The sequence below is a fragment of the Klebsiella sp. K5-306 genome, assembly GCF_051835185.1.
Classification (GTDB): Bacteria; Pseudomonadota; Gammaproteobacteria; order Enterobacterales; family Enterobacteriaceae; genus Klebsiella; species Klebsiella oxytoca.
Map to the genome: position 1 here is coordinate 1 of NZ_JAIFJY010000020.1, position 25641 is coordinate 25641.

Below are 25641 nucleotides of genomic sequence, written 5' to 3' on the forward strand. Positions count from 1 at the left end.
AGTAAGCCGGTGCATAAATCCGGTGGTTACAGAAGTATTCGGTGGAGCGGTAGTTCAGTCGGTTAGAATACCTGCCTGTCACGCAGGGGGTCGCGGGTTCGAGTCCCGTCCGTTCCGCCACTTATTAAAAAAATTAAGCCTGCTGATTAAGCAGGCTTAATGATAAGAAACTTTAGGGGCGTAGCTCAGTTGGTAGAGCACCGGTCTCCAAAACCGGGTGTCGCGAGTTCGAGTCTCTCCGCCCCTGCCATATAATAATCCTTTGCTCAGGCAAAGGATTTTTTTTGCTTTAAATTTCCCTTCGTTCATCCTCCGTCCCTGGAGGAGTCATCCTATCCTAATATGCTGTGCTTCAGGATCTCACGGATTTGCGCTTGCTTATCGCTGTTCTGTAGCCAAATCGCATAAAGAGGCCTTGAAAGCGTCACGCTGTCAGTGACAGTATGCAGGTTATTTTTTTCCTGCGCCCAGAGTACAGGCAACCACGTGCAGCCGTTAAGCGCGCTGAGCTGCTGATACGCTAATTCGGCAGAACTGGTGGTCAGGAGAGGAATATCATCATTTCCGATCAATCCCGCTTCATTTTGTTGAAAGTCAGGGCCCCATTCCAGGCGCAAATAATTCAATTCATTTGTATTTTTAGCCGGCGAGGCGCAATAAAGCGCTAAGGTAAAATTACCCAGCAACTGGCTGCTTAGTTCATCCATCTTCGGCGATTCTGTCGTGATCAGTAAATCAAGCTGACGTTCGTGCAGCTGTTTGACCAACGATTGCCTCTGCGCGATTCGCGCCTCAAATTGTAGGTTATAGGGCTCTGTATAGAGCTTTCCTAACCACTCGTTAAGCAGGCATTCCCATAGCGAAGCGCTGGCTCCGATTGAAAATTCGTTATGCCGGGAGGCATTTGCGACCTCCTTGCGCGCAGCTTGCCAGGTGTTCATCAGGGTTTCGGCATAGGGCAGCAGTTTCTCTCCGGCTGAAGTCAGGCGGATATTATTGCGATGGCGGGTAAAAAGATTCACCCCCAGCTGGTTCTCCAGCTGACGAATACGAAAGCTAACTGCTGACTGCGTCAGATAAAGCGCCTCTGCGGCTCGGCCAAAGTGGCGAGTTCTGCTCACCTCGAGGAAAGTCTTGAGCAATTCCGTATCCACACTCTTCTCCGCAAAATTATTTGTCGTGATGATTTAAATGTTTTGTTTGACGCTCTGTCAAGCGTAACTAATACTCCGCGCCATAAATAGCTCGGCCAAAGAATCAGGAGCGTGTAGGATGGCGGAAAGCTTTACGACAACTAATCGTTTTTTCGACAATAAAAATTATCCGCGCGGGTTTTCCCGTCATGGAGATTTCACCATCAAAGAGGCGCAACTGCTGGAACGTCATGGTTATGCCTTTAATGAACTCGAACTAGGTAAACGCGAGCCTGTCACCGACGATGAAAAACAGTTTGTTTCGGTCTGCCGTGGTGAACGTGAGCCCGCAACGGAAGCAGAACGCGTCTGGATCAAGTACATGGCGCGCATTAAGCGTCCGAAGCGTTTCCATACTCTTTCCGGCGGCAAGCCGCAGGTGGAAGGCACGGAAGATTACACGGAAAGCGATGATTAAGAAAAAGGGCGTAAGCCCTTTTTTTACGTCATCATTTTTTGCAGATGGCTCAACATTCTGTCTATTGCCCGATAGCCAAGAGCCTCCTGCAAATGACGGCGTTCAATACGATCGACCTTCTCAATATCGGCAATCGTGCGTGAAACTTTAAGCAGGCGCTGCCAGGCCCGGATTGAGAGCCCCAGTTGCGTAAGCGTCTGCTCCAGCCAGATTGCGTCATCTTGATGAAGCTGGCACCAGATTTTCATCTCATTATTCCCCAGATTTGCATTGAGTTTTTTCTGTCGTGACAGTTGCCTTTCGTGCGCAGCCAAAACGCGTTGGCGTACGCAGGCGCTGCTCTCTTCTTCGTTTGTTCCCCGGCTAAGCACCCCCGGCGGCGGCAGAGGAATTTCCAGTGAGAGATCGAAACGGTCAAGAAATGGGCCAGATAAACGGGCCAGGTAGCGTAGCGTCTGTTCTGGAGATGCGCGATTATGCTGACCCTGATAGTGGCCCGTGGGGCTGGGATTCATTGCTGCAATAAGCTGAAAACGGGCGGGATAATCGATTTTCGCGCGCGTGCGGGAGATATGGATTACCCCGGATTCAATCGGTTCTCTTAATGCATCCAGAACCCTGCGTTCAAATTCGGGCAGCTCATCCAGGAACAGCACGCCATTATGAGCGAGAGAGATCTCTCCCGGTGTTGGAATAGAGCCGCCACCCACCATCGCAGCCAGGGACGCGCTATGATGCGGAGCTCGAAATGGCCTGCGGCGCCAGTTTTTCATCGCATAACTGGAATTGACCAGGCTAAGTATTGCCGCGCTTTCCAGCGCTTCCTGGTTACTCAGCGGCGGTAGTAGCCCAGGCAGCCGACTCGCAAGCATCGTTTTCCCTGTGCCGGGTGGGCCTATCATCAGCAGGTTATGTCCGCCTGCAGCGATAATTTCCAGCGCTCGCTTTCCTTGCTGCTGACCAATAACCTCGCGCAAGTCTAATGAAGACTCATCTGAGGTCTCCGCTTCCGGAATAGGATGATTTAGCGGGTTTTTTCCCTCCAGAAAGGCGCAGACCTCCTGAAGATGGGCGGCGATAAGACAGTCACTGCCGCCAATTAAACCCACCTCAGGAGAATTCTCATGAGAGACAATAATCTTTCTGCCCGCTCTTATCGCCTCCATCGCGCTGGATATAGCCCCAGGAACGCCACGTAGAGCGCCTGTAAGCGCCAGCTCGCCGACAAACTCGTATTGATTTAGCCTGGGAGCATTTAGCTGCTCAGAGGCCACCAGAAGCGCGAGAGCGATAGGTAAATCATATCTTCCCCCTTCTTTTGGTAAATCGGCTGGCGCCAGATTGATGGTGATTTTTTTCGCCGGCCAGGCGTAGCCGCTGTTGATAATCGCACTACGTACCCGGTCACGCGCTTCTCTGACCGTTGTTTCAGGCAACCCTACCATCGTCAGGCCAGGGAGTCCGTTGCTGATATGAACTTCAACTGTGATAAGGGGGGCGCCGATCCCAAGAGCGGCGCGGGTGTAAACAATGGCGAGTGACATAAAACCTCCTGAGAGCCGGCATTATGTCGGGGATTTTTTGTCGGGTAATTCAGCAATTTTAAATTTCAGGCGTTCGCTTCCAGCCAATTTTCCGTGAATTGCCGCTTTGCACTCGTTGCGGATACAGACTCGCAAAACATTGTTATCAGCCAGCGATGCGAGAAAAAGCTGTGGCGCTCGCCACAAATTGAAATATTTTCATTTCCTGTTTTTCCTATTAAAAACAATTGTTTTTTCGTAAATGGTTAGCAAGGTAAGAAATAGGGTCATAAAAAAATCTTGTATTTGATGCGATGTCTGTGGTACCTCTTTAGGTATTCCTTCGAACATGAAGCCAGAAAGAACATAAAATGACAGCCCTTCTACGAGTGATTAGCCTGGTCGTGATTAGCGTGGTGGTGATTATTATCCCACCGTGCGGGGCTGCACTTGGACGAGGAAAGGCTTAAAAAACAAGCCTTAACGAACTAAGACCCCCGCACCGAAAGGTCCGGGGGTTTTTTTATAACTTAAAAACAGAAAAGAGGAGCAGATGATGGTTGGCAGCATAAAATTCTGTTTCTCTCGATCTACGACGGGGAAGTAACTATGAATGGGGCGCGGTGGGTGGTACATGCTTTGCGAGCACAGGGTGTCGATACTGTTTTTGGCTATCCGGGTGGCGCAATTATGCCGGTTTACGATGCATTGTATGACGGCGGCGTGGAACACTTACTGTGCCGGCATGAACAAGGCGCAGCCATGGCGGCTATCGGCTATGCCCGGGCTACTGGCAAAACCGGCGTATGTATTGCGACGTCAGGACCGGGCGCAACCAACCTGATTACCGGCCTCGCCGACGCGCTGTTGGATTCCGTTCCCGTCGTTGCCATCACCGGCCAGGTTGCCGCTCCGTTCATTGGTACTGATGCATTCCAGGAAGTGGATGTTCTCGGTTTATCGCTGGCATGCACTAAGCATAGTTTTCTGGTGCAGTCGCTGGAAGAGCTGCCGCGCGTCATTGCCGAAGCATTCCATGTGGCAAACTCAGGGCGCCCCGGCCCGGTACTGGTCGATATCCCCAAAGACATCCAGCTGGCTCAGGGCGATCTCGATCCGCATTTCTCCATGGTAGCCGATGACGTTGACTTCCCATATGCGGATATCGAATACGCTTTGCAGATGTTGACTCAGGCGCAGAAGCCGATGCTCTACGTTGGCGGCGGCGTGGGTATGGCGCAGGCGGTACCGGCGCTGCGTGAATTTCTTGCCGTCACGCAGATGCCGGCAACGTCTACCCTGAAAGGGCTGGGCGTGGTGGCAGCTGATTATCCATACTATCTGGGCATGCTGGGGATGCATGGAACTAAAGCGGCCAATCTGGCGGTACAGGAGTGCGATCTGTTGATTGCCGTAGGCGCTCGCTTTGACGATCGCGTGACCGGCAAGCTGAATACGTTCGCCCCGCACGCCAAAGTTATCCATATGGATATCGATCCGGCAGAACTGAACAAGCTCCGTCAGGCGCATATTGGCCTGACTGGCGACTTGAACGTGATGCTGCCGGCGTTGCAACAGCCGCTGCCCATCGACGCCTGGCGTCAACGTAATGCTCAGCTGCGCGCCGAGCACGCGTGGCGCTACGATCATCCGGGCGAGGCCATCTATGCTCCATTGCTGCTGAAGCAGCTTTCCGAGCGCAAACCAGCAGATTGCGTCGTGACCACCGATGTGGGCCAGCATCAGATGTGGTCAGCGCAGCATATGACCTATACGCGTCCGGAGAATTTCATCACTTCCAGTGGATTAGGGACCATGGGCTTTGGCCTGCCGGCAGCAGTGGGCGCGCAGGTGGCCCGTCCTGATGATACGGTAATCTGTATCTCCGGTGACGGCTCCTTCATGATGAACGTGCAGGAGCTGGGCACCGTAAAACGCAAGCAGTTGCCGCTGAAGATAGTGTTACTGGATAACCAGCGTTTAGGAATGGTTCGACAATGGCAGCAGCTGTTTTTCCAGGAACGTTATAGCGAAACCACCCTTACCGATAATCCCGATTTTCTTACTCTGGCCAGCGCCTTCGGCATTCCTGGTCAACACATCACCCGTAAAGACCAGGTTGAAGCGGCACTCGACACCATGCTTTCGAGCCAGGGGCCTTACCTGCTTCATGTCTCAATCGACGAACTTGAGAACGTCTGGCCGTTGGTGCCGCCCGGTGCCAGTAATGCAGAAATGCTGGAGAAATTATCATGATGCAACATCAGGTCGCCTTGCAGGCTCGCTTTAATCCAGAAACCTTAGAACGCGTGCTGCGCGTCGTGCGTCATCGCGGGTTCCAGATTTGCGCGATGAATATGGAAACCGCCGCCGATGCCCGGAATATTAATATCGAACTGACCGTTGCCAGCCAGCGGCCCGTCGAATTACTGTTTAGTCAATTAAGCAAACTGGTGGACGTCGCCTGCGTCGAGATCCAGCAACCTACATCACAACAAATTCGCGCCTGAGCGCAAAGGAAGAATAATGACGACGAAAAAAGCTGATTACATTTGGTTCAATGGCGAGATGGTTCCGTGGGGAGAGGCGAAAGTTCACGTGATGTCCCATGCGCTGCACTACGGGACTTCCGTATTTGAAGGCATCCGTTGCTACGACTCTCACAAGGGGCCGGTTGTGTTCCGTCACCGTGAACATATGCAGCGTCTGCATGACTCAGCCAAAATTTATCGTTTCCCGGTTTCGCAAAGCGTTGATGAGCTGATGGAAGCCTGCCGTGAAGTCATTCGTAAAAACAATCTGACCAGCGCCTATATTCGCCCGTTAGTTTTTGTCGGCGACGTGGGCATGGGCGTCAACCCGCCTCCGGGCTATAACACTGACGTGATCATCGCGGCGTTCCCGTGGGGCGCCTACCTGGGTGCCGAAGCTCTGGATCAGGGGATCGATGCGATGGTTTCTTCCTGGAATCGCGCAGCGCCGAACACCATTCCGACCGCGGCCAAAGCCGGCGGTAACTATCTCTCTTCGCTGCTGGTCGGCAGCGAAGCGCGTCGTCATGGCTATCAGGAAGGTATCGCGCTGGACGTGAACGGCTATATCTCTGAAGGCGCCGGTGAAAACCTGTTTGAAGTGAAGGATGGCGTGCTGTTTACCCCGCCGTTCACCTCCTCCGCGCTGCCGGGCATCACCCGCGACGCGATCATCAAACTGGCGAAAGAGCTGGGTCTGGAAGTGCGCGAACAGGTATTGTCTCGCGAGTCGCTGTATCTGGCCGATGAAGTATTTATGTCCGGCACGGCTGCAGAGATTACGCCGGTGCGCAGCGTTGATGGTATTCAGGTGGGCGAAGGACGCTGCGGCCCGGTCACCAAACGCATTCAGCAAGCATTCTTTGGCCTCTTTACCGGTGAAACCGAGGATAAATGGGGCTGGTTGGATCAGGTTAATAACTAAGTATAAAAAGATGGGGCGGCACGCAACGCCCCATTTAACAGACACTGGGAGTAACTAAAGCATGCCTAAGTACCGTTCCGCCACAACCACTCACGGCCGTAATATGGCGGGTGCCCGCGCGCTGTGGCGCGCCACTGGAATGACCGACGATGATTTCGGTAAGCCGATTATCGCCGTGGTGAACTCTTTCACCCAGTTCGTGCCGGGGCACGTTCACCTGCGCGATCTCGGCAAGCTGGTTGCTGAGCAAATTGAAGCCGCTGGTGGCGTCGCTAAAGAATTCAACACCATTGCGGTGGATGACGGGATCGCGATGGGGCACGGGGGTATGCTTTATTCACTGCCATCCCGCGAACTGATCGCTGACTCGGTGGAGTACATGGTTAACGCCCACTGTGCTGATGCGATGGTCTGTATCTCCAACTGCGATAAAATCACTCCCGGGATGTTAATGGCGTCTCTGCGCCTGAATATTCCGGTAATTTTTGTTTCCGGCGGCCCTATGGAAGCCGGGAAAACCAAACTGTCCGATCAAATCATTAAACTCGACCTGGTCGATGCGATGATTCAGGGCGCTGACCCGAAAGTCTCTGACGATCAGAGTAATCAGGTTGAACGCTCCGCTTGCCCGACCTGCGGTTCCTGTTCCGGGATGTTCACCGCCAACTCCATGAACTGCCTGACCGAAGCGCTGGGCCTGTCACAGCCGGGTAACGGCTCGCTGCTGGCGACTCACGCCGATCGTAAACAGCTGTTCCTCAATGCGGGTTCGCGTATCGTCGAGCTGACTAAGCGTTACTACGAGCAGGACGACGCTTCTGCGCTGCCGCGTAATATCGCCAGCAAAGCGGCGTTTGAAAACGCCATGACGCTGGATATCGCCATGGGCGGTTCCACCAATACCGTCCTGCATCTGCTGGCGGCAGCGCAGGAGGCGGAAATCGACTTCACCATGAGCGATATCGATAAGCTTTCACGCAAAGTACCGCAGCTGTGTAAGGTGGCGCCAAGTACGCAGAAATATCATATGGAAGACGTGCACCGCGCGGGCGGCGTATTGGGTATTTTAGGCGAGCTGGATCGTGCCGGACTGCTGAACCGCGATGTGAAGAACGTGCTCGGTTTGACCCTGCCGCAGACGCTGGAGCAGTACGATATCACCGTCACGCAGGATGAAGCGGTTAAAAAGATGTTCCGCGCCGGGCCTGCGGGTATCCGCACGACGCAGGCTTTCTCTCAGGATTGCCGCTGGGACAGCCTGGATGACGATCGCGCAGAAGGCTGTATCCGCTCGCTGGAACACGCTTATAGCAAGGACGGCGGTCTGGCCGTTCTGTACGGCAACTTTGCCGAAAATGGCTGCATCGTGAAAACTGCCGGCGTAGACGATAGCATCCTGAAATTCACCGGCCCGGCTAAGGTATACGAAAGCCAGGACGCGGCCGTGGATGCCATCCTCGGTGGTAAAGTGGTTGCGGGTGATGTGGTGGTTATTCGCTATGAAGGTCCGAAAGGCGGACCGGGGATGCAGGAAATGCTCTATCCGACCACCTTCCTGAAATCCATGGGGCTGGGTAAAGCCTGCGCGCTGATTACCGACGGTCGTTTCTCCGGCGGCACTTCAGGCCTCTCCATCGGTCACGTTTCTCCGGAAGCCGCCAGCGGCGGCAATATCGCGATCATTGAAGATGGCGACATGATCGCCATTGATATCCCAAATCGCGGTATTCAGCTGCAGCTGAGCGATGCTGAGATCGCGGCGCGCCGTGAAGCTCAGGAAGCACGCGGTGATAAAGCCTGGACGCCGAAAGATCGCGAGCGTCAGGTTTCCTTTGCCCTTCGCGCCTACGCCAGCCTGGCAACCAGCGCCGACAAAGGCGCGGTGCGCGATAAATCGAAACTTGGGGGTTAATGATGGCCGAGTCGCAACCCCTGTCCGCCGCCCCTGAGGGGGCGGAATACCTCAGAGCCGTACTGCGCGCGCCGGTATACGAAGCCGCGCAGATTACGCCGCTGCAAAAAATGGAAAAGCTCTCGTCGCGCCTCGATAACGTTGTGCTGGTGAAGCGTGAAGATCGTCAGCCGGTGCACAGCTTTAAGCTGCGTGGGGCGTACGCGATGATGGCCGGGCTGACGGAAGAGCAAAAATCGCACGGCGTGATCACCGCTTCGGCGGGTAATCATGCGCAGGGCGTGGCTTTCTCCGCCTCTCGCCTGGGCGTGAAGGCGCTAATCGTCATGCCAACCGCCACCGCGGATATCAAGGTCGATGCGGTGCGCGGCTTCGGTGGTGAAGTGCTGCTGCACGGCGCGAACTTCGATGAAGCCAAAGCCAAAGCTATTGAGCTGGCGCAGCAGCAGGGATTCACCTGGGTACCGCCTTTCGACCATCCGATGGTGATTGCCGGGCAGGGGACGCTGGCGCTGGAGCTGCTGCAGCAGGATGCCCATATCGACCGCGTATTCGTACCGGTTGGCGGCGGAGGTCTCGCGGCGGGCGTGGCGGTGCTGATCAAACAGCTCATGCCGCAGATTAAGGTCATTGCGGTTGAAGCTGAGGATTCTGCCTGTCTGAAAGCCGCCCTGGATGCGGGCCATCCGGTTGATCTACCCCGCGTGGGGCTATTTGCCGAAGGCGTGGCGGTTAAACGTATTGGTGATGAGACTTTCCGTCTCTGTCAGGAGTATCTTGACGACATCGTCACCGTTGATAGCGATGCCATCTGCGCGGCGATGAAAGACCTGTTTGAAGACGTGCGTGCGGTAGCAGAACCTTCCGGCGCGCTGGCGCTGGCGGGAATGAAAAAATATATCGCTCAGCATAATATTCGCGGCGAACGCTTGGCGCACGTGCTTTCCGGTGCGAACGTCAACTTCCACGGTCTGCGCTACGTTTCCGAACGCTGCGAACTGGGAGAACAACGTGAAGCGCTGCTGGCGGTCACCATTCCTGAAGAGAAGGGCAGCTTCCTCAAGTTCTGCCAGCTGCTGGGTGGCCGGTCGGTGACCGAGTTTAACTACCGCTTCGCCGATGCAAAGAATGCCTGCATTTTTGTCGGTGTGCGCCTGAGTCGCGGTCTGGAAGAGCGGAAAGAGATCCTCAATCTGCTGCATGAAGGGGGCTACAGCGTGGTGGATCTCTCCGACGACGAAATGGCCAAGCTACACGTACGCTACATGGTCGGCGGGCGACCTTCGCAGCCGTTGCAGGAACGTTTGTTCAGCTTCGAGTTCCCGGAATCGCCCGGCGCCCTGCTGAAGTTCCTGCATACGCTGGGTACCCACTGGAATATTTCACTGTTCCACTACCGCAGTCACGGTACCGATTATGGCCGCGTGCTGGCGGCATTCGAACTGGGCGATCACGAGCCTGATTTTGAAACCCGCCTGCATGAGCTGGGCTACGACTGCCACGATGAAACCCATAACCCGGCGTTCCGGTTCTTCCTGGCGGGGTAGTTATTATGATGACCGGAAGAAACCGCCTCTTCCGGTCATCTGTCAGAATGACATAAATGGCAGCATGGGTTACTTCATCACCGTCCCACGTACATACTTATCCAGCTTGTCCGATTCATAAAAGTTCATGCATTGCGCCAGCACGTTATTGGCAGTCTGAGCATGGTCAGGGTGTAATGACATCGTTAGCCGATCAAAATCTTTCGTCTCTTTGGCGACGAACGTCTGAAATGCCTTCCACACGCCGGCATTATCCAGGGCGTATCTCTCAATCATAAATGACGCATCCTGCGACGGGGCCGATCGCGCGCCTTCAGGCGTTCGGGCTTTGTAATTCGCCACCAGGCATTGCTGAAGCGCCAGATGTTTGATATCCAGCACGGTAATGCCCTTCGGTTTTGCCTGGACGGTACAACATAACACCATGGCTATGGTTAATAGCAACGTCCCTGAACGCATGTTATCTCCTTATTTTGTTTGAACGATTTCCCAGAACGCATTAATCAGCGGTTCATGCAGTCGCTTTTTGGGCGCGCAGACGCCCAGTTCAAAAGGGGTTTTTTCGTCGCTACGCTCCAGAATCATTACGCGATTGCGCACCGGCTCCGGGCTATTTTCCAGCACCACTTCCGGCAGCAGCGCGACGCCGCAGCCGAGCGCCACCATGGATACCATGGCTTCATGTCCGCCCACCGTCGCGTAAATTGATGGATTACTGATTTTATGGCGACGAAACCACAGCTCAATGCGGCGGCGCACGGGGCCCTGGTCGGCCATGATAAAGGGTACCGTTGCCCAGTCAGGCTTCTCCACCGAGACCTGGTTGCGAACCGGACAAGGCAGCGCCGGGGCGATTAGCACCACCGCCAGATTTTCCAGCATTGCGAAGGCCACCGCGCCGGGAAGCGTTTCTGGCTTACCGGCTATTGCCAGATCGGCTTCACCCGTCACCACTTTCTCCATCGCATCGGCGGCATCGCCGGTGGTGAGCTTAATTTCCACCGAAGGGTGCTCGGCGCGAAAGCGATCGAGTATGGGAGGCAGGTGGCTGTAGGCGGCGGTTACCGAGCAGAAGATATGCAGCTCCCCCGACAGCGACGGCCCTTGCTGATCGATAGTGTGGCGCAGCTGCTGATACTGCAGCAGCGTCTGCTGGGCAAACGTTCGTAGCTCTTCTCCCGCTTCGGTAAGCGTCACCGTGCGGTTATCGCGGACAAACAGCGGCTGCCCGAGGTCTTCTTCCAGGCGCTGAATTTGCCGGGACAGTGTGGAAGGGCTGACGTGCATTGCCCGCGCGCTGCGGCCAAAATGGCGGCTTTCCGCCAGATGCAGGAAGGTTTTTAGATCGCGTAAATCCACCGGCGGCACTCCACGATTTTACATTGCAGAAATTGCAACGTGACGTTGTGAATATATCAATTTCCGCAATAAATTTCCTGTTGTAATGTGGGTACATTCTCGCTGAACCGCGAACCGAACAAAATAAGACACACAACATCACGAGGTATCACCATGGCTAACTACTTTAATACACTGAACCTGCGCCAGCAGCTGGCGCAGCTGGGCAAATGTCGCTTTATGGGTCGCGACGAATTCGCCGATGGCGCAAGCTACCTTCAGGGTAAAAAAGTGGTCATCGTCGGCTGTGGCGCTCAGGGTCTGAACCAGGGCCTGAACATGCGTGACTCCGGTCTCGATATCTCCTATGCGCTGCGTAAAGAAGCGATCGCCGAGAAGCGCGCATCGTGGCGTAAAGCGACCGAAAACGGCTTCAAAGTGGGTACCTACGAAGAGCTGATCCCGCAGGCTGACCTGGTGGTTAACCTAACGCCGGACAAGCAGCACTCTGACGTTGTGCGTTCCGTTCAGCCGCTGATGAAAGACGGCGCGGCGCTGGGCTACTCTCACGGTTTCAACATCGTGGAAGTGGGTGAGCAGATCCGTAAGGATATCACCGTTGTGATGGTAGCGCCGAAGTGTCCGGGTACCGAAGTGCGCGAAGAGTACAAACGTGGTTTTGGCGTACCGACTCTGATCGCGGTTCACCCGGAAAACGATCCGAAAGGCGAAGGCATGGCCATCGCTAAAGCCTGGGCTGCGGCCACCGGCGGTCACCGTGCGGGCGTTCTGGAGTCTTCCTTCGTGGCGGAAGTGAAATCCGACCTGATGGGCGAGCAGACCATTCTGTGCGGTATGCTGCAGGCTGGCTCTCTGCTGTGCTTCGACAAGCTGGTGGAAGAAGGTACCGACCCGGCATACGCTGAGAAACTGATTCAGTTCGGCTGGGAAACCATCACCGAAGCGCTGAAGCAGGGCGGTATCACCCTGATGATGGATCGCCTGTCTAACCCGGCTAAGCTGCGTGCTTATGCGCTGTCCGAACAGCTGAAAGAGATTATGGCGCCGCTGTTCCAGAAACATATGGATGACATCATCTCCGGTGAATTCTCCTCCGGTATGATGGCTGACTGGGCCAACGACGATAAAAAACTGCTGACCTGGCGTGAAGAGACCGGTAAAACCGCGTTCGAAACCGCGCCGCAGTTTGAAGGTAAAATCGGCGAGCAGGAGTACTTCGATAAAGGCGTTCTGATGATCGCGATGGTGAAAGCAGGCGTTGAGCTGGCGTTCGAAACCATGGTCGATTCCGGCATCATCGAAGAGTCCGCTTACTATGAATCGCTGCACGAGCTGCCGCTGATCGCCAACACCATCGCCCGTAAGCGCCTGTACGAAATGAACGTGGTTATCTCCGATACCGCAGAATACGGTAACTACCTGTTCTCTTACGCTTGCGTACCGCTGCTGAAAGAGTTCATGACTACCCTGCAGACCGGCGACCTGGGCAAAGCGATTGCCGAAGGCGCGGTAGATAACGCTCAGCTGCGCGACGTGAATGAAGCTATTCGCAGCCACGCTATCGAGCAGGTTGGTAAGAAACTGCGCGGCTATATGACCGATATGAAACGTATTGCGGTAGCGGGCTAATTCCCCGTCGCCTTTCAACTTGCAGATGCGTTGGCTGCGTTCGTACACCCCAGTCACATAGTTATCTATGCTCCTGGGGCTGTACTCACTTGCCGCCTTCCTGCAAGCTGAAATCCTTAGGGGAAAGCTGTGAGATAAAAAACCGGTGCAAATAAGACACCGGTTTTTTTATTTGCGGTACAGCACCTTGATGATGTGATAACCAAACTGAGTGTGCAGCGGGCCGGTTGGCTCCAGCTCCGGGCAGGAGAAGACGACTTTATCAAACGCCGGCACCATCTGACCCTGGCGGAATTCACCTAAATCGCCGCCGCGTTTGCCTGACGGGCAGATCGAGTGCTTCTTCGCCAGTTTGCCGAAATCGGCGCCGTTTTTAATTTGCTCCAGAAGATCCAGTGCCAGCTTCTCTTCTTTAACCAGGATATGCAGTGCTGCTGCCGTTTTTGCCATGATCGTACCTTGAGTGAATGGGGGATAAATCAGGGCGCAATAGTAGCATGGGCTAGCGGCGATAGAGCACCTTAATGATGTGGTAGCCGAACTTGGTTTTGACCGGTCCATATGGCTTGAGCAGCGGGCAGCTGAAGACCGCTTTATCAAACGGCCCGACCATAACGCCTTGATTAAACTCCCCAAGATCGCCGCCGTTGCGTCCTGATGGACATTTCGAATAGCGCTTTGCCAGGTGATCGAAGCTGACGCCACGTTCCAGTTTGGCGAGGATCTCGTGCGCCAGTTTCTCTTCTTTAATCAGGATGTGCAGGGCTGCTGCGCTTTTTGCCATTATGGTGTTCTCAGTCGCAAAGATATCCCGTTACTTTACCACCCGCTTTGGCCGTGGACCTATACTCTTCGCCATCGCGGGACAGATGTCTCGCCTGATAAACGGAAGCGGGAGATGAGCAACACTTTTATCCGGCGTATTCCCTCTGGTCGGGGACAGCCGTCCTGTCCTTATAGTCCTGGAGCGAGATAACATGGATACAATGAAAAAACCTGAATTTTCAGTTGGCTGGCTTTCGGGGCTGAGTGATATCGTGAGCGATCCACAGCTCTATGAATTACTAAAATATTGTCCCCTCGAGATCATGCAGCGCTGGCGCTTCGAAGAGATCCCGCGCGGCGATTTTATCTGTCGACAGGGGGAGGTGTGTCAGCGCTTTTCGCTGATTATCGCCGGTGAGGTGGATGTTTTCTACGAGGCTGAAGATGGGCGCCGCTATCGCCAGGCCCGCTACCGAAAAGGCGATATGGTGGGCGAGCTCGAGATCTTTGAGTCGCGTCAGTACATCTGCTCGGTGGCGGCGGTGGGGCATGTGCAGCTTCTCAGCCTGTCACAGGAATATTTCTGCCGCTGGCTGGCGTTAGATAACCATTTTAACCAGCGGATGCTGCGCTTCTTTAGCCAGCAATATTACCAGCTGTCGAAAAAGGCCAGCAGCGACAATCTTTATTCGTTGCATCAGCGGGTGTGCCAGGCCCTATGGCTGCGTTATCAGCAGGATGGCGCCAATGAAATCTTGCTGGATAAGCAGAATCTCAGCCAGGAATTTGCGGCGACGACCCGCAGTATTAACCGTATTTTGCATGATCTGAAAGCGCTACAAATTATTGATACCGATGGTGAACGCATTGTGTTGTTAGCTCCTGAAAAACTTAAACAGGAGGCTGATATCGGATAACCGCAAGAGTGAAGGAGGCGCGAGTATGTCGCTGCAACCCCATATCCAGTTAAACAAAGAGATGACCGGCGCGCGGTACGCGCTGCTGCCGGGCGACCCCCAGAGGGTCGACCGTATCGTCAGTTTTCTTGATAATCCCGAGCCGCTCGGTCAGAACCGGGAGTTTCGCGCCGCACGCGGCTGGTACCAGGGCGTGGAAATTTTGGTGCTCTCTACCGGAATTGGCGGCCCCTCCACTGCGATCGCCATTGAAGAGCTGCGCCAGATCGGCGTTACGACCCTGATTCGTATCGGCAGCTGCGGCGCCCTGCAGGATAATCTTGCGCTCGGCGACGTAATTATCGCCCACGGCGCGGTTATGGATGACGGCACCAGCCGAACCTATGCGCCGGCAGGCTATCCGGCCTGCGCCGACCCGCAGCTGACCTGGGAGCTGATGGCGCAGGCGCGGCAAATGAATATCCCCGCCGCGTGCGGACTGGTGCGCAGCCATGACAGTTTTTATACCGATCGCGAGGCGGAGCTGGATGCACAGTGGTCGGCGCTTGGTATTCTGGGTGCAGATATGGAAAGCGCCGCCCTGATGACCATCGGCGCGCTGCGCGGGTTACGTACAGCCTCATTGCTCAACGTAGTAGTTGCCCACAACGGTTGCCTGGATAGCAGCATCAATGATTATGTCCAGCAGGAGGCTCTGTGCCAGCAGGGCGAAGAACGGCAAATTACCCTGGCGCTGCGCGCCATTTATTCCGCTAGCCAGCAAGGAGGTTTATGATGGACTTTTTTAGCATTAACAATGTGATGGTCAATATTCCTCTCGGCGAAGGCGGCTATGCGCTATCGTGGATTGAAGCCATCGGTACCGTATTCGGCCTGCTGTGCATCTGGTGCGCAAGCCGGGAAAAAATCATCAATTATCTGTTTGGCCTGATTAACGTCACGCTGTTTGCGGCCATTTTCTTCCAGATTCAGCTCTATGCCAGCCTGCTGCTGCAGGTATTTTTCTTCGCCGCCAACATTTACGGCTGGTACGCATGGAGCCGGCAAAACGAGGCGCAGGAAGCTACGCTCAAGGTTCGCTGGCTTTCCCGTCAGCAAACGCTGGTGCTGGGTGCCGTTTGCGCGGTGGCGATCGTGCTGATGACGCTGTTTATCGATCCGGTGTTTGCGATGCTGACCCGCATCATGATTGCCCTGCTGCAAACGTTCGGCATGCAGGTGGCGATGCCCGACCTCCAGCCCGACGCCTTCCCGTTCTGGGATTCCACCATGCTGGTGTTGTCAATTGCCGCCATGGTACTGATGACGCGTAAGTTTGTCGAAAACTGGCTGCTGTGGGTCGTTATCGACGTGATTAGCGTGGTTATCTACGCGGTACAGGGCGTTTACGCAATGTCGCTTGAGTATGTTCTGCTGACGGCTATCGCGGTCATGGGCTCATACAGCTGGATCAAGAGCGCGCAGCGTAATGGCTATGCGCCGCTTGCCGCCGCCGGATCCTGATTTAGCGATTTACAGGCTGCCTGAAAGGGCAGCCTGTTGCTCTCTGTGCCCCTCTTTCTGCTACAATCCCCACCCCGTTCGAAGATTGAGCAAAAGACTCCCATGCGTTTAAACCCTGGCCAACAACAAGCCGTCGAATTCGTTACCGGACCGTGCCTGGTGCTGGCGGGTGCCGGTTCCGGTAAGACCCGCGTTATTACCAATAAAATCGCCCACCTGATCCGCGGCTGCGGCTATCAGGCGCGCCATATTGCGGCAGTCACCTTTACCAATAAGGCGGCGCGCGAAATGAAAGAGCGCGTCGGGCAAACGCTGGGGCGCAAAGAGGCGCGCGGGCTGATGATTTCCACCTTCCATACGCTGGGGCTGGACATTATCAAGCGCGAATACGCCGCGTTAGGGATGAAATCAAACTTCTCGCTGTTCGACGATACTGACCAGGTCGCGCTGTTAAAAGAGCTCACCGAGGGGCTGATCGAAGACGATAAAGTGGTGCTTCAGCAGCTGATCTCCACGATCTCCAACTGGAAAAACGATCTGAAAACACCTTCTCAGGCCGCCGCCGGCGCGAAAGGGGAGCGGGATCGGATCTTCGCTCACTGCTACGGCCTGTACGATGCGCACATGAAAGCCTGCAACGTACTCGATTTCGACGATCTGATCCTCCTGCCAACGCTGCTGCTGCAGCGTAACGAAGAGGTGCGGGAACGCTGGCAGAATAAGATCCGTTATCTGCTGGTGGATGAATACCAGGACACCAATACCAGCCAGTACGAGCTGGTAAAACTGCTGGTGGGACAGCGGGCGCGCTTTACCGTGGTCGGCGATGACGATCAGTCGATCTACTCCTGGCGCGGCGCGCGGCCGCAGAATCTGGTACTGCTAAGCCAGGATTTCCCGGCGCTGCAGGTGATCAAGCTGGAGCAAAACTATCGCTCATCAGGGCGCATCCTGAAGGCGGCGAACATCCTGATCGCCAATAATCCGCACGTTTTCGAGAAGCGCCTGTTTTCCGAACTGGGCTATGGCGTAGAGCTGAAGGTGCTCTCCGCCAATAACGAAGACCATGAGGCGGAGCGCGTTGCCGGTGAACTCATCGCTCATCACTTTATTAATAAAACCGCCTATAAGGACTACGCGATCCTGTATCGCGGCAACCATCAGTCGCGGGTTTTTGAAAAGATGCTGATGCAGAACCGCATCCCGTACAAAATTTCCGGCGGCACGTCGTTCTTTTCCCGCCCGGAAATTAAAGACCTGCTGGCCTATCTGCGCGTGCTGACTAACCCTGATGATGACAGCGCCTTCATGCGCATCGTCAATACGCCAAAGCGCGAGATCGGTTCGGCGACCCTGAAAAAGTTGGGCGAATGGGCGATGGGACGCAATAAAAGCATGTTTACCGCCAGCTTCGATATGGGGTTGACCCAGACGCTGAGCGGACGCGGCTACGAGTCTTTGACCCGCTTCACCCACTGGCTGCGTGAGATTCAACAGCTTTCCGAGCGCGAGCCGATTGCGGCTGTCCGCGATCTGATCCGCGGCGTGGATTATGAATCCTGGCTTTATGAGACCTCGCCCAGCCCGAAAGCCGCCGAGATGCGGATGAAAAACGTCAATACGCTGTTCACGTGGATGACCGAAATGCTCGAAGGCAGCGAGATCGATGAACCGATGACGCTTACCCAGGTCGTTACCCGCTTTACCCTCCGCGACATGATGGAGCGCGGCGAGTCGGATGAGGAGACGGATCAGGTGCAGCTAATGACGCTTCACGCATCAAAGGGGCTGGAGTTTCCCTACGTCTATCTGGTTGGTATGGAAGAGGGGCTGCTGCCGCACCAGAGCAGCATTGATGAAGACAACGTCGATGAAGAGCGTCGCCTTGCCTACGTTGGTATCACCCGCGCGCAGAAAGAGCTGACTTTTACCCTGTGCAAAGAGCGCCGTCAGTACGGCGAACTGGTGCGGCCAGAGCCGAGCCGTTTTCTGCTGGAACTGCCGCAGGATGATCTGATTTGGGAGCAGGAGCGCAAAGTTATTTCGCCGGAAGAGCGCATGCATAAAGGGCAAGCGAACGTCGCCAACATCCGGGCGATGCTGGCGAAAGCGCGTAAATAGCGGCTAGCGGCCGTTGCCCTCTCGACGCTGGAACTGGCGTAGCTCTTCGCGATTCGGAGCGCCGTCTGAACCAGGTTTGCTGACAACAATGGCCGCCACTTGATTGCCCAGCCGCGTTGCCTGCTGCAGATCCATCCCGCAGGCCAGCCCGGCGATAGTACCGGCACAGTGGCTGTCTCCTGCGGCAATCGTGTCGTGAACCTGTACACGGTAGGCCGGAATATGCTGCGGTTGCGCGTCAGGTTCAACCACCCACGCGCCATCCTTATCAAACCGACAAATTGCTCGTAGCTGCCAGTCGCTGGCGAGCCGAGTGGCGTCGTCAAGCGTGGCGCCATCCCGATCGTATAAACGCGCGCATAGCACCCTAAGTTCATCGCGATTAAGGGTGAGAACGGGGCGTTTGCGCAGCAGCGCCTGAATAAAGCGAATATCCAGATCGCCCAGGCGTGGGCCAAAATCGACAAACAGCGTTTTATCTTCTGCCTGGGCAAGGAGCCACTGGCGCAGCGCTTCGCTGGCCAGTTCGTAGCCCGAGACGTAAATAATCGCGTCATTCGGCAGCGGTATTTGCGCTAATAGTTCATCAGTCCAGTGCTGTTCGCAGCCCTCAATGGTGATAAACGTCCGCTCTTTGTCGGCTTCAACAAGAGCCAGACACCAGCCGTTATCGTGGGTGGGATGACGCAAGAGGACGGGCAAGTTTTCCAGCGCCATTTTTTGCGCAACGGCCTGCCCCCAGTCGCCATTGCCTACCGGTATGGCGTTAACGGGAAACAACTCGAGGCGCGAGAGCGCACGGGCGACGTTAAACGCGCAGCCGCCAATCTGCCGTCCGCCGTCGCGCGCGGGGACATCGCTACCGCTTTGCGGCAGCGCATCGAGATGGAGAATTATGTCGCCAAAAGCGGCGCCGATCACCACGATCGGCCGCCGCGGCGATAGCTGGTCAGCGCTGATTGTCACGGCTGTCCCCCTTTTTTGGTCCGAAGACAAGATAGAGCACCAGGCTCAGAATAAAAGAGACGAATAACCCGAGGCTGGAGTCCGCGAAAATGCCGACCGCGAAAGGTCCGTCGATAAACCCGGTTTTAGAGACCATCAACCCCGCCAGCGCGCCGACAATCCAGCAGCCCAGCGCGGTACGGTTGGCACCGCTTTCTCTGAACAAATCAGCTTCAGAATAGCCGACACGGCGGTGCATCCGATAAAAATCGACCATAAAGATGGCGGCCCAGGCGGCAAGAAATACGCCGCAGAAAATCAGAAACGCGATGAACGGCCCGAGAAAATCTTTCGAGACAAACAGCACGTAGAGGGCGATCCCCAGAACCAGCACGGCATCAATGGCTACGGCGGAACGCTGCTGCAGTTTAATTCCCATGCTTAACAGGTTAAGGCTGGCGGAATAGAGACTCAGCACGGCGATAGTCACAACCCCGGCGGTAGCTGCAGCCAGATAGGGGATTGCCATCCATGAAGGCAGCAGTTTACCGATCGCTGAAATGGGGTTTTCGCTGGAGGCCAGATCGGGGATTTGGGCGGTGAGCAGTATTCCGGTCAGCATTAGCAGCAGCAGGGGAAGGGCTGCGCCGCTGACAACGGCGAGGAAAATCCCCTTTTCGCCGGAGTCAGGGCGCTGATCGCGGCTATAGTCGGCGCCGGCGATCGCCCAGCTGATGCCGGTGCCCGCGGCAATAATAGAGACCGCCGGTAGAAAGCCCGTCAGCCAGCTACCTGACGGCAGCGCGAGTATGGCCTGCCAGTCCGCGGTGAAGAGCAGATAAATGACGACCAGCAGCGTCATGGCGCCAAAGATGCGGGTGATCCACTTTTGCATCATCAGCACGGCATTTTGGCCGAGCACGCTAACCAGCACGGTCAGGCCGCCAAACAGAAAAAGCGACAGCGCGGTGGTGGTCAGGCTCTCTTCAAAACCCATGGCGGCAAACAGCGCAACGAGGGTGAGCGTACCGGTAATGATATTGACCGACTCCCAGCCCATCAGGTTTACCCAGCAGAAGCTGGTAGGTGCAATGTTGCCGCGCTTGCCAAAAATGACGCGTGAAAGCGTCAGCGTCGTGGTGCGGCCGATTTTTCCGGCGATACTGGTGACGCCGACCAGCGCAAAGGAGGCGACGCCCGCCACGGCGGCAAGAATCGACTGCCAGAAGGAGAGGCCGAACGATACAATGACGGCGCCGTAAACGACGCCAAGAATGCCGATGTTTGCGGCGCACCAGACGAAAAATAGCTGGATCGGTTTTTGGGTCTGGTGGACCGGGGGGACCAGATCAATCCCCAACTCCGCCATTCCGGGATCTGCTGTCTGGATATTTCCATCGTATGAAGCTTTGCTGTCCATATTGATGCCCTCTGTCAATTAAGCGAAGCGGTATCCTGCAAGCCGCTGTGCGTAAGGCGCGAAGTCTATGCTATTGGCCCGATTAATCTGTTGGATATGTTCCTCAGGAAACGCCTCTATGCCATGAAGCGCGCCGCAGATGGCGGTTGCCATCGCGCCTATCGTGTCGGTGTCGCCGCCTAAATTGGCCGCCAGCATAGCGCATTTCATAGGCTGCGTTTTTGCCAGCTCGACCAGCGCAATCGCCGCGGGGACAGACTCGATAATATCCATTCCGGCGCCGATATCCTCATAAATACGTTCAATTCCTGTCAGATGGTCGGTTTCGCTGGCGATCGTGGTCAGCGCGAGATTAATTCGGTTACCGAGAAGTGGACTAAAAGTGGACTCATACTGGCGCTGGGTTTCATTGGCGAGCGATGCCAGCTCCGTTTTAATTAACAGCCATCCGGCTCCTTCAATGGCGCGACTGATCGCCCAGGCGATAACTACCGCGCCGGCGATGGCGATATCTGATTTGTGCGTCGGCAGGCAGGAGAGGCGAACTTGCTCAATGAAAAATGCCTTATTCCGGGTCGGCAGCAGACAGCCCATGGGCGCCACGCGCATTGCCGCACCGTTGGTCACGCCGTTGGCCGCGATCTCATCGAGCGCTTGCCCCTGTTCAAGCGCCAGCAGGGAGGCCTTCGAGGTTGGGCCGAGAATATTTTTTTCAAAAGCCTGGCAGCGTCTGGCCCATAGCAGAATATGCCTGGCAATAGCCAGTGGATCGGTCACACCGTTGGTATCATTCAGGGCATCCATTAGTGCGATGCACTGATGGGTGTCATCGGTAAACTCTGCGGCGTGAAATTCGCAGGCCGCAATATTCTCTTTCGGTCCAGGAAGGAAGCGTTCAATCCAACCAAAGTGATTGATAATGCGGCGTTTAGGCCACAGTTCGGAAGGCATGCCCATCGCATCACCGATGGCTTGCCCGTAAAGACAGCCAAGGATGCGGCTTTCGGCGGTATTAGTAGGGCGAATATCAGACATCGTCGACTCCCGGAAACAAGTGAATAAAAGTTATCCTAAAAATAGATCCAGATTAAGTCCAGTTAAAGTCCTTTATGGTCATGCTGTGATCGCAGGCGCATTCTGCAAGAAAAATGCGGCGCTCAAAAGGGCGGGGAGACGTTATGATGGGGCTACTAATTCCAGTATGGATCCACTAGGATAAATCCACTGCTACTAAATTCCGGAAGGCCACGAAACGATGTCGCAACCGTTGCTTGAGTATATAAAAGGGCGTCTGAATGCAGAGGCCCCCGCGCCGCTTTATATTCAACTTAAACAAGCCATTGAAGCGGCAATGACGGAGCGGCTGCTGACGCACGGCAGTATTTTGCCCTCAGAACGTAAAATGTCGCAGACGCTTGAGCTATCGCGCGTGACGGTGGTGAAGGCGCTGGATGCCCTGCTGGAAGCCGGGCTGGTGATTAAGCGTCACGGAAAGGGTACCGAGGTCAATTTGCCGGTAAGCTATAACCTTGCCAGCGGGGGATTTTCTGCCCAGCTGCAAAATTCGGGGACGGTATCTAACCGATGGCTGGTGAGGGAAAAACTGGCGGCGGATGATTTTTTGGCTCGTGAACTGGAGATCGCCGTCGGCGATCGGGTGGCGAAAATAAAACGCGTGCGTTTAGTCGATGCGCTTCCGGTCTCCATCGAAACCATGTTTATTCCCGAGCGTTTTTTACCCCGTCCGGATCTGCTTGAAGGGTCGCTGTACGCGCACTGGGCGGAAAATAATATTTTTCCCGATCTCCAGGACTACTCACTCACGGTACATATCCCTTCCGGCGAAGAACTGAATTTGCTCGACCTGCCGCAAGGCGTGCCATTGATGAAAATTACGCTGAAAAGTCGTAATGCTCAGGGAGAGGTGCTTGAGTACGGTACTGCATTTTGCCTGAGCAATTACTTTAACTTTGATTTCCGGGTGAAACTCCAGTCTGCGTCTGGCGGCAAACCGGGTAGCGCTCACAAAAAAGACGCGTAACACCAGCATCCGGGCGATGCTGGTACCATAGCGAGCGTTCAGGCGATCAACTGTTGCCAGGCGGCGGAGAAGGGCATCACCAGCAGTAGCGATGGCAGCATGTTCGCCGTCGGAAAAGCGCGAATCCCGCAGAGTCGAAAGCCCGTTGCCAGCATGATGATGCCGCCGCAGGCAGTAAAATCCGCGATCATTGAAGGGGTGATTAACGCCATAATAACGCTGGCGGCGAAGAAAAGGATCGCGAATACAATAAGCTGGGGCACAAAGATAACGGCGATGATGTACCCCAGCGCGGAGGCAAAAATAGCGGCGGTGAAAAAGTCGAGAATGGATTTGGTGAGCAGTATGGTCGCATCTCCTGTCATACCTTCGGTTAATGCGCCAAAAATACCGGTTCCGCTGGCGCAAAACAGGATCAGTACGGCGATAAACTGATTAGTGAAATCCTGGGGATCAATATCGGCACTGCCTTTGCCGGGAAATACTTTCTCAACGGGGCCCCGAAGCTTTATACCGGCATTTTCGATAACTTTTTCGATATGCAGCAGGCTACCGATAATGGTGCCGACGATGACAGCCAGGGCAATGGGCGGCAGATTCATCAGCTTATTGAGAAAAAACACGCCCATGCTAATAGAAATTAACCCGGCGATTAAAGGTAAGGTCTTTTTTAAATGTTCGGGAATAAATCGATTGAGCGATGCGCCAAAAATTGCGCCGACAAGTAGCGAGCCACTGCAAACAAAGATTCCTACCGGCATGATATATTCTCCATAAATGAAAGGGCCTGATATCAGGCCCTTTCATTAATACTGGATGGAATTATTTAATATTAAATACGCGGCTGGCATTACCCCAGGCGATTTTATTCTTCAGTTCACTATCCATTTCCAGAGGATCGAACCAATCACAGGCCTGATGAATATCTTCATACGGATAATCGACGGAGAACATCACGCGATCCGGACCCATAATAGCTAGCGCATTTTGCAGAGAGTAGGTATTAAAATGGCCGCTGGTGGTGACGATAAAGTTATTCTGCAAATAGTGCATTAACGGTTTTTCTGCTTTGCCCAGGCCGCAGCCGAAACGCTGACGATAGAGACGGTGTTGGGTGCGTGGCAGCATATGAACCAGGCCTTCGCCTAAGTGACCCAACACCAGATTCAGATTGGGATAGCGATCGAACAACCCGCTCATCATCAGGCGAATCGCATGAACCGCGGTTTCCTGGGCAAAGCCCCAGGCGGATCCGATCAGGCTTTCATAACCGGTGTAGATGCCGCGCGCCGGGCCTTCTAAGGGCTCACGCGGATGCAGGTAAACGGGAACGTTCAGTTCGTTGACTTTATCCCAGAATACCAGCATTGATTCATCATCCAGGTACAGACCGTGCTCGTTATCCTTGACGTTGGTGTAACCGTTAATCAGCGCGCCTTTCATGCCCAATTTTTTTACCGCACGCTCCAGTTCTTCGGCCGCAGCTTCGGGGTTTTGTAATGCCAGAGTAGCGAATGCGCTAAATTTATCCGGATTAGGTTTAACATAATTCTCGATGATGTAGTCGTTGGTTTCGCGCGCAAAAGATACGGCTGTGGCTTTATCCAAAATAGATTGGGCGCCTGGGGAAGTTAGAGAAAGAATAACATGGTCGATATTTCTCTGGGCCATTTCATCCAGTTGATAGCTACGATCTAATAAGCGGCGCTCAACGTCCATCATATATTCAGAACCGTTTCTTGAGGCTTCACCCGTAGAGTCCCAAAGGCTGTTGTTTGTAGGTGTTGAAACGTGTTCTTCTAACGCGATTTTTCCACGCATACTCTATTCCTCTATTTGGTTTTAATATGACCTGATGCGAGGAGAATAGGATTTTTTACGTACTGGCAGCAATAAACAGAATGCAATACTGGGTATCAGAAAAGCTAATACAGCATGACCTCCGGGAGCCGGAAAATTAATAGGGAATTTTGCTACTGCCGGTTGTGGGTAAGTTTACGATCAGCGACCGCAACCAGATGTGCCCGGGATCGCGGTGCAGACGCTGATGCCAGACCTGGCGAATAGCAATTTCCGGCAGCGAAAATGGCAGCGGCCAGCTGCAGCAGGGATAGCGAGTAATAATATGATTTGCCAGCTGCTCGGGGACGACGGCAATCAATTCACTGCCCGCAACCAGCTCGCCTGCGCCTAAAAAGCTGGGAAGAGTGAGGGCGATGCGTCGCGGCATACCGTACTCGTTAAGTAATCTATCGATATCGCCATGCCCGGTCCCGTTGACGTGAACGGCCAGATGCTTTTCCTGGCGCCAGTTCTCGGCGGTAAACGCGGCTCGGATCCGCGGATGGTTTTCTGCTGTCAGGCATACGTAGGATTGATCAAACAGGCGCTGCTGGTAAATGTTATCCGGTAGCTGCCTAAGATAGCCTATAGCTAAATCGCACTTCCCAGACTCAAGCGCGCCCAATGTTTGATCGTCGATATTCAGCACCGAAATAGTAATGCCTTCGGCGTTAAGCTGCTGTAGCTGTGCCTGCAACGGCGGCAACAACGTCATCTGGCTGATATCAGTCATGCCGATAGTGAAATTACGTGTGCTGGTTTGGGGGTTAAATTCAGGGTTGCCAGGGAGCTGGTTATCGACCAGTTGAAGAATAGTAAAAACGGTCTGAGCAATATCATCTGCGCGCGGCGTGGGCACCATACGCTGTCCGATTCGCACAAACAGGGGATCGTCGAAATGCTCGCGAAGTTTTTTCAACAATAAGCTGCCGGTCGGCTGGCTGATATTAAGCGCTTCGGCGGCGGGAGAGACATTGCCCAGACGGAAGAGGGCGGAAAAAAAACGCAGCGATTTGAAGTCCAGTTCTTCTCGCATGGTATCCCCCTGAT

At 54.6% G+C, this 25641-nt stretch carries 25 protein-coding genes and 2 tRNA genes; 15 read left to right on the forward strand and 12 right to left on the reverse strand.

Going from position 1 to position 25641, the window contains the following annotated elements; all coding sequences use genetic code 11:
* The first annotated feature begins 43 nt into the window (after positions 1 to 43).
* Positions 44 to 120, forward strand: a tRNA-Asp gene (locus tag K2184_RS24070).
* A gap of 54 nt (positions 121 to 174) precedes the next feature.
* A tRNA-Trp gene (locus K2184_RS24075) sits at positions 175 to 250 on the forward strand.
* A gap of 82 nt (positions 251 to 332) precedes the next feature.
* Here K2184_RS24075 and hdfR read toward each other — a convergent pair.
* Positions 333 to 1154 (reverse strand): HTH-type transcriptional regulator HdfR, encoded by an 822-nt coding sequence (hdfR, locus tag K2184_RS24080; RefSeq protein WP_004107593.1) that lies wholly within the window; start codon positions 1152 to 1154, stop codon positions 333 to 335.
* Between the two features lie 118 nt (positions 1155 to 1272).
* On the opposite strand from hdfR, the gene K2184_RS24085 reads away from it, so the two are divergent.
* Positions 1273 to 1611, forward strand: coding sequence for a DUF413 domain-containing protein (locus tag K2184_RS24085; RefSeq protein ID WP_004097464.1), 339 nt, complete (start codon positions 1273 to 1275; stop codon positions 1609 to 1611).
* Between the two features lie 23 nt (positions 1612 to 1634).
* On the opposite strand, the gene K2184_RS24090 is transcribed toward K2184_RS24085, so the two are convergent.
* Complete coding sequence (locus K2184_RS24090; protein ID WP_004116935.1) at positions 1635 to 3155, reverse strand: YifB family Mg chelatase-like AAA ATPase; 1521 nt, start codon at positions 3153 to 3155, stop codon at positions 1635 to 1637.
* A 350-nt stretch (positions 3156 to 3505) separates the two neighbouring features.
* On the opposite strand from K2184_RS24090, the gene ilvL reads away from it, so the two are divergent.
* The 6 genes from ilvL (at position 3506) to ilvA (ending at position 10049) form a co-directional block, all read left to right on the forward strand.
* Positions 3506 to 3604, forward strand: coding sequence for an ilv operon leader peptide (gene ilvL / locus K2184_RS24095; protein ID WP_001311244.1), 99 nt, complete (start codon positions 3506 to 3508; stop codon positions 3602 to 3604).
* A 139-nt stretch (positions 3605 to 3743) separates the two neighbouring features.
* On the forward strand, positions 3744 to 5390 hold the full coding sequence (gene ilvG / locus K2184_RS24100) for an acetolactate synthase 2 catalytic subunit (protein ID WP_064371103.1): 1647 nt from the start codon (positions 3744 to 3746) through the stop codon (positions 5388 to 5390).
* Positions 5387 to 5644, forward strand: a complete 258-nt coding sequence (ilvM, locus tag K2184_RS24105; RefSeq protein ID WP_004107599.1) for an acetolactate synthase 2 small subunit — start codon at positions 5387 to 5389, stop codon at positions 5642 to 5644. The genes ilvG and ilvM overlap by 4 nt, the downstream gene beginning before the upstream one ends.
* Positions 5645 to 5660: 16 nt before the next feature.
* On the forward strand, positions 5661 to 6590 hold the full coding sequence (gene ilvE / locus K2184_RS24110; RefSeq protein WP_004107600.1) for a branched-chain-amino-acid transaminase: 930 nt from the start codon (positions 5661 to 5663) through the stop codon (positions 6588 to 6590).
* Positions 6591 to 6651: 61 nt separating this feature from the next.
* Positions 6652 to 8502 carry a dihydroxy-acid dehydratase gene (gene ilvD, locus K2184_RS24115; protein ID WP_004107602.1) on the forward strand — a complete coding sequence of 617 codons (1851 nt, stop codon included), beginning with the start codon at positions 6652 to 6654 and terminating at the stop codon, positions 8500 to 8502.
* A gap of 2 nt (positions 8503 to 8504) precedes the next feature.
* Positions 8505 to 10049, forward strand: coding sequence for a threonine ammonia-lyase, biosynthetic (ilvA, locus tag K2184_RS24120; protein WP_024274874.1), 1545 nt, complete (start codon positions 8505 to 8507; stop codon positions 10047 to 10049).
* 69 nt (positions 10050 to 10118) lie between these two features.
* Here the strand turns inward: ilvA and K2184_RS24125 are convergent, their stop codons facing one another.
* Positions 10119 to 10508 (reverse strand): hypothetical protein, encoded by a 390-nt coding sequence (locus K2184_RS24125; RefSeq protein WP_004107609.1) that lies wholly within the window; start codon positions 10506 to 10508, stop codon positions 10119 to 10121.
* A gap of 9 nt (positions 10509 to 10517) precedes the next feature.
* Complete coding sequence (gene ilvY, locus K2184_RS24130; RefSeq protein WP_004107613.1) at positions 10518 to 11408, reverse strand: HTH-type transcriptional activator IlvY; 891 nt, start codon at positions 11406 to 11408, stop codon at positions 10518 to 10520.
* 153 nt (positions 11409 to 11561) lie between these two features.
* Here ilvY and ilvC point away from each other — a divergent pair, with 153 nt between their 5' ends.
* Positions 11562 to 13037 carry a ketol-acid reductoisomerase gene (ilvC, locus tag K2184_RS24135; RefSeq protein WP_003018001.1) on the forward strand — a complete coding sequence of 492 codons (1476 nt, stop codon included), beginning with the start codon at positions 11562 to 11564 and terminating at the stop codon, positions 13035 to 13037.
* 168 nt (positions 13038 to 13205) lie between these two features.
* On the opposite strand, the gene ppiC (K2184_RS24140) is transcribed toward ilvC, so the two are convergent.
* Both ppiC (K2184_RS24140) and ppiC (K2184_RS24145) read right to left on the reverse strand, forming a co-directional pair.
* Entirely contained in the window at positions 13206 to 13487 is a 282-nt protein-coding gene (gene ppiC / locus K2184_RS24140) for a peptidylprolyl isomerase PpiC (protein ID WP_004107616.1), read from the reverse strand.
* Positions 13488 to 13539: 52 nt separating this feature from the next.
* On the reverse strand, positions 13540 to 13821 hold the full coding sequence (ppiC, locus tag K2184_RS24145; RefSeq protein ID WP_023321861.1) for a peptidylprolyl isomerase PpiC: 282 nt from the start codon (positions 13819 to 13821) through the stop codon (positions 13540 to 13542).
* Positions 13822 to 14014: 193 nt separating this feature from the next.
* Between ppiC (K2184_RS24145) and K2184_RS24150 the strand changes: the two genes are divergently transcribed.
* The 4 genes from K2184_RS24150 (at position 14015) to rep (ending at position 18343) form a co-directional block, all read left to right on the forward strand.
* Positions 14015 to 14719, forward strand: a complete 705-nt coding sequence (locus K2184_RS24150; RefSeq protein WP_023321862.1) for a Crp/Fnr family transcriptional regulator — start codon at positions 14015 to 14017, stop codon at positions 14717 to 14719.
* Between the two features lie 25 nt (positions 14720 to 14744).
* Positions 14745 to 15494, forward strand: coding sequence for a nucleoside phosphorylase (locus K2184_RS24155; RefSeq protein WP_004107619.1), 750 nt, complete (start codon positions 14745 to 14747; stop codon positions 15492 to 15494).
* Positions 15494 to 16222, forward strand: coding sequence for a nicotinamide riboside transporter PnuC (gene pnuC / locus K2184_RS24160; protein ID WP_016808200.1), 729 nt, complete (start codon positions 15494 to 15496; stop codon positions 16220 to 16222). The genes K2184_RS24155 and pnuC overlap by 1 nt, the downstream gene beginning before the upstream one ends.
* Before the next feature lie 102 nt (positions 16223 to 16324).
* A complete protein-coding gene (gene rep, locus K2184_RS24165) occupies positions 16325 to 18343 on the forward strand; it encodes a DNA helicase Rep (protein ID WP_016808201.1) in 2019 nt (672 codons plus the stop codon).
* A gap of 3 nt (positions 18344 to 18346) precedes the next feature.
* On the opposite strand, the gene K2184_RS24170 is transcribed toward rep, so the two are convergent.
* The 3 genes from K2184_RS24170 to K2184_RS24180 are packed head-to-tail and all read right to left on the reverse strand — an operon-like array spanning position 18347 to position 21743.
* Positions 18347 to 19309, reverse strand: a complete 963-nt coding sequence (locus tag K2184_RS24170; RefSeq protein ID WP_023329096.1) for a PfkB family carbohydrate kinase — start codon at positions 19307 to 19309, stop codon at positions 18347 to 18349.
* Positions 19293 to 20708 carry a purine-cytosine permease family protein gene (locus K2184_RS24175; RefSeq protein ID WP_163525620.1) on the reverse strand — a complete coding sequence of 472 codons (1416 nt, stop codon included), beginning with the start codon at positions 20706 to 20708 and terminating at the stop codon, positions 19293 to 19295. Before K2184_RS24175 ends, K2184_RS24170 begins: the two co-directional genes overlap by 17 nt.
* A gap of 18 nt (positions 20709 to 20726) precedes the next feature.
* A complete protein-coding gene (locus K2184_RS24180) occupies positions 20727 to 21743 on the reverse strand; it encodes an ADP-ribosylglycohydrolase family protein (protein ID WP_004107627.1) in 1017 nt (338 codons plus the stop codon).
* A gap of 220 nt (positions 21744 to 21963) precedes the next feature.
* Here K2184_RS24180 and K2184_RS24185 point away from each other — a divergent pair, with 220 nt between their 5' ends.
* Positions 21964 to 22749 carry a GntR family transcriptional regulator gene (locus K2184_RS24185; RefSeq protein ID WP_004107628.1) on the forward strand — a complete coding sequence of 262 codons (786 nt, stop codon included), beginning with the start codon at positions 21964 to 21966 and terminating at the stop codon, positions 22747 to 22749.
* Between the two features lie 38 nt (positions 22750 to 22787).
* On the opposite strand, the gene K2184_RS24190 is transcribed toward K2184_RS24185, so the two are convergent.
* The 3 genes from K2184_RS24190 to K2184_RS24200 form a co-directional block, all read right to left on the reverse strand.
* A complete protein-coding gene (locus tag K2184_RS24190) occupies positions 22788 to 23510 on the reverse strand; it encodes a DUF554 domain-containing protein (RefSeq protein WP_004116965.1) in 723 nt (240 codons plus the stop codon).
* A 61-nt stretch (positions 23511 to 23571) separates the two neighbouring features.
* On the reverse strand, positions 23572 to 24570 hold the full coding sequence (locus K2184_RS24195) for an amidohydrolase family protein (protein ID WP_163525619.1): 999 nt from the start codon (positions 24568 to 24570) through the stop codon (positions 23572 to 23574).
* A 136-nt stretch (positions 24571 to 24706) separates the two neighbouring features.
* The gene (locus K2184_RS24200; protein WP_004107631.1) at positions 24707 to 25627 is read right to left on the reverse strand and encodes a LysR family transcriptional regulator; all 921 of its coding nucleotides are present in this window, start codon (positions 25625 to 25627) and stop codon (positions 24707 to 24709) included.
* Positions 25628 to 25641: the final 14 nt, after the last annotated feature.